Annotated in this window: 3 protein-coding genes; all 3 read left to right on the top strand. The window is 62.4% G+C overall.

What is annotated here, in order from left to right:
- The first annotated feature begins 84 nt into the window (after window positions 1–84).
- The 3 genes from Y708_RS0105530 to Y708_RS0105520 all read left to right on the top strand — a co-directional run bounded on the left by Y708_RS0105530 (window position 85) and on the right by Y708_RS0105520 (window position 4,326).
- Complete coding sequence (locus Y708_RS0105530; RefSeq protein ID WP_028279158.1) at window positions 85–1,536, top strand: GMP reductase; 1,452 nt, start codon at window positions 85–87, stop codon at window positions 1,534–1,536.
- 373 nt (window positions 1,537–1,909) lie between these two features.
- Window positions 1,910–3,259, top strand: a complete 1,350-nt coding sequence (locus Y708_RS0105525; RefSeq protein ID WP_028279157.1) for a hemolysin family protein — start codon at window positions 1,910–1,912, stop codon at window positions 3,257–3,259.
- The gene (locus Y708_RS0105520) at window positions 3,256–4,326 is read left to right on the top strand and encodes a hemolysin family protein (RefSeq protein WP_028279156.1); all 1,071 of its coding nucleotides are present in this window, start codon (window positions 3,256–3,258) and stop codon (window positions 4,324–4,326) included. Before Y708_RS0105525 ends, Y708_RS0105520 begins: the two co-directional genes overlap by 4 nt.
- Window positions 4,327–4,369: the final 43 nt, after the last annotated feature.

The following is a 4,369-nucleotide window of genomic DNA, read 5'->3' as shown; positions in this document are numbered from 1 at the left end:
TTCCGTCCTGCGTGTGACGGCTCGATTCCGGCGGCGCCGCGGAAAGCACATAGACTCGCTCTGTAGTCAATGCCAGGAGCCCAAATGCGCTTTATCAACGAGCCCGCAACAGACCTCACCTACTCGGATGTCTTCCTCGTTCCGTCTGCTTCGGAAGTAATTTCCCGCTTCGACGTGGACCTCGCCAGTGATGATTCCACCGGGACCACCATCCCGCTCGTGGTCGCGAACATGACGGCGGTCACCGGCCGCCGAATGGTCGAAACAGTTGCCCGGCGGGGCGGCCTCGCCGTACTTCCGCAGGACATTCCCACGGGAGTCATCCGCGAGGTCACCCAATGGGTCAAGAGCCGGGATGTGGTGTTTGAGACACCGCTGAAGCTCCAACCGGGCAACACCGTCATCGATGCTCTTCATCTCATTAACAAGCGCGCACACGGAGCCGTGGTGGTTGTGGACAATTCCAACCGTTGCGTGGGTATTGTCCGGGCCTCGGACTGCGAGGGGGTGGACCGCTATTCCTCGCTTGAATCGGTGATGCGGCCCAACCCGCTTACTTTCGAAGCGTCGCGTTTCACAGACAACCGGGATGATGCGCTTCAGGCGGCATTCGAGGAGCTCGACGCAGCCAGCACCTCTCTGGCGGCCGTCACGCACGACGGCGAACTTCAGGGCGTCATTACGCGCAAAGGCGCGCTCCGGTCAACGATTTACCAGCCTGCGGTGGATGGCAATGGCCGTCTGAGGGTGGCTGCCGCCGTCGGAATCAACGGCGACGTTGAGGCGAAGGCCGCAGCGCTCCTGGACGCAGGCGTAGACGTCCTTGTGGTCGACACCGCCCACGGGCACCAGCGGAAGATGCTGGAAGCCCTCAAGCTCGTCAGTGGCCTCAATCCGCGCATCCCGATCGTTGCCGGAAACGTGGTGAGCGCCGATGGCGTCCGCGACCTCGTGGCGGCAGGCGCAAACATCATCAAGGTGGGCGTTGGGCCGGGCGCCATGTGCACTACCCGCATGATGACGGCAGTCGGACGCCCGCAGTTTTCCGCCGTGCGCGAATGCGCCGAGGCGGCCGCAGGGCTGGGCGCGCATGTCTGGGCCGACGGCGGTGTCCGGTACCCCCGCGACGTGGCGCTGGCGCTTGCGGCGGGGGCCAGCCAGGTGATGATCGGATCATGGTTTGCCGGCACGTACGAGAGCCCGGGCGACCTGCAGACGGACAACAACGGCAGGCAATACAAGGAAAGCTTCGGAATGGCCTCGGCACGTGCCGTGCAAAACCGTACGCAGCGTGACGATGTGTTCGCCCGTGCGCGGAAGGGACTCTTCGAGGAAGGCATTTCCACCTCCAAGATGTACCTCGACCCCGCCAGCCCGGGTGTTGAGGATCTGCTGGACATGATCACCGCCGGGGTCCGCAGCTCGATGACCTACGCAGGCGCCCGCAACCTGGCAGAGTTCCGGGACCGTGCGCTGGTGGGTGTGCAGTCCGCCGCAGGTTACGAAGAGGGCCGTCCGCTTCCGCAAAGCTGGTAGCGGACGAAGTGGGAGAGGCCCCGGAACCGCTTCGCGGCTGCTGGCCTGTGTTGTAAACTGACATCCTTATGGACAGTTCCTCTAGGGGCCGGCCCATGGAGCGACCGTTGCGAAATGCATCATTATCCCGCAGCGTTCCGCGACCATCCAGTGCCGGCAGACCCCGTATAAATGCCCATCGTTCGTCTCTCTCCGCCGTCCGCGGATCTCTGTGCGGTTCGCCGCAGCAGGGTTCGCTGAACGCGGATGCAGGAGTGGAATCAACCCAACACGGAGCGCCCGAGTCCGGGCCTTCGTTGTCGGAGCCTTCTCAACAGGCCCCGACCACAGCTGAGTTTTCCAGCCGGACCACCGCAGGGGCGGTGTGTTCCACTTGGAGTGGCTCTATCTGATTGCAGGCCTGGCCCTGATTCTGGGTACGGGGTTCTTTGTTGCTGTTGAGTTCTCGCTGGTGGCCCTGGACCAAACCTACGTTCAACGCGCAGTGGACAACGGCGACAAGAGGGCGGAGCCGCTGCTCAAGTGCCTCAAGTCCCTCTCCACCCAGCTGTCCAGCTGTCAGCTGGGCATTACCCTGACCACTCTCCTTACCGGTTACGTGATGGAACCGTCCGTGGGACAGCTTCTGGAAGGCCCCCTCGGTGCGCTCGGCCTGCCGGACCCGGTCATCGGCACGGTGTCGATCGTTATCGCCATGACGCTGGCAACACTGCTTTCCATGCTGATCGGCGAGCTTGTTCCCAAGAACATGGCGATAGCCCTTCCCTTCAAGGTCGGCAAGGCGCTGGCCCGGCCGCAGCTGGTTTTCACTGGCGTCTTCAAGCCGGCAATCGTGGTGCTCAATGGATTCTCCAACCGGGTGCTTCACCTCTTTGGGCTCGAAGCAAAAGAGGAGATATCAGGTGCGCGCACACCGTCCGAGCTGTCTTCGCTGGTGCGGCGCTCGGCCGAACTGGGGACGCTCGATCAGGGAACAGCGAACTTCCTCGCGAGAACGTTCAGCTTTTCCGAGCGAACCGCAGCCGATGTGATGACACCGCGCATCCGCATGGAAACCATCGATTCAGATCAGACGGTTGCCGATGTAGTGGACCTTGCGCGCCGAACCGGGTTCTCCCGGTTTCCCCTGATCGGCGACTCCCCGGATGACATCAGGGGCGTTGTCCATGTCAAGAAGGCTGTTGCGGTCCCGCGGCACAAGCGCGCGGAACTTCCGGCCGGAACCATCATGACCGATGTTCTCCGCGTGCCTGAGACGGTACATCTTGACTCGCTCCTGAGCGAGCTGCGGGATGCGAACCTGCAACTCGCCGTCGTGCTCGATGAATACGGCGGCACGGCCGGTGTAGCAACGTTGGAAGACCTCGTGGAGGAGATTGTGGGTGAAGTGGCAGACGAGCATGACAAGCTCAAGCCCGGAGTCCTGCAGAGTGCGTCGGGCAACTGGTTTTTCCCCGGCCTGATGAGACCGGACGAGGTCAGCGATCAAATACCCCGTCTCGCGGTGCCCGATGAAGCCGGTTACGAAACCGTCGGCGGGTTCATGATGGCCGAACTGGGGCGGATTGCGGCAGTGGGTGACCGGGTGGACGTTCCGGGAGGAATCCTTGAAGTCGAGCGGATGGAAGGGCGCAGGATTGACCGCGTCAGCTTCATCCCGCTGCAGCGGGAGGACTCCGCTGCCTCCGACACTTCGGACACGGCCGTGGGAGGTGCCCGATGAGCAGCGACTGGGCCGGAATTATCTGGTTGGTTGTCCTCCTGATCGCCAATGCCTTCTTTGTTGGAGCCGAGTTCGCCATCATGTCAGCGCGGCGCAGCCAGATTGAGCCGTTGGCGGAGGCGGGATCCAAGCGCGCCCGCACCACCATCTGGGCGATGGAACACGTTTCGCTCATGCTTGCCTGTGCGCAGCTGGGCATCACGGTGTGTTCGCTGCTCATTCTGCAGGTGGCCGAACCGGCAATCCATCATCTCCTGGTGGTCCCGCTGGAGGGCGTCGGTATTCCGGAGGGCATTGCGGACGGCATTGCTTTTGCGATCGCGCTGCTATTGGTGACGTTCCTTCATGTGACGTTCGGTGAAATGGTGCCGAAGAACATTTCCGTAACGGTCGCCGACAAGGCGGCTTTGCTGCTGGCTCCGCCGCTGGTCATGATCGCGCGGGTGGTGAACCCGATCATCTCCACGCTGAACTGGGCGGCAAACCACATCCTGCGGGCCATGCGCATCGAGCCAAAGGATGAGGTGACGTCCTCCTTTACCCTGGAGGAAGTTCAGTCAATCGTGCAGGAATCCACGCGGCACGGACTGGTGGACGACGACTCCGGACTCATCAGCGGCGCGCTCGAGTTTTCCGGCCAAACTGCGGGCGCCGTCATGGTCCCCTTGGAGGAGCTGGTGACTGTGCGTACCGACTCAACGCCTGAGGATTTCGAAAAGACCGTGGGACGGACCGGGTATTCCAGGTTCGTGCTGATTGATGAGCACGACAACCTGACGGGTTACATGCACCTCAAGGACGTCATGTCGATGTCCGAGGAGATGTATTCCCGGCCGATCACCGAGAACAAGGTACGGACGCTCGCCAACCTGACCTTTGACGACGAAATTGAGGATGCGCTCACGATCATGCAGCGGACTGGTTCGCACCTTGCCCGCGTGATGGACAGCGAAGGCCAGGCGCGCGGCGTGCTCTTCCTGGAAGACGTGATCGAGCAGCTGATCGGTGAGATCAGGGATGCCACCCAGAACCAGGGCGTCAGGCGTACGGGAGAGCCCGTTCAGTAGGCCAAACCGGAACGACGACGGCGGCTGTCACCTGTTGGTGGCA

Source organism: Arthrobacter sp. H5 (assembly GCF_000520595.1).
Lineage (GTDB): Bacteria > Actinomycetota > Actinomycetes > Actinomycetales > Micrococcaceae > Arthrobacter_D.
This window is presented reverse-complemented; position numbering and strand designations above follow the sequence as displayed.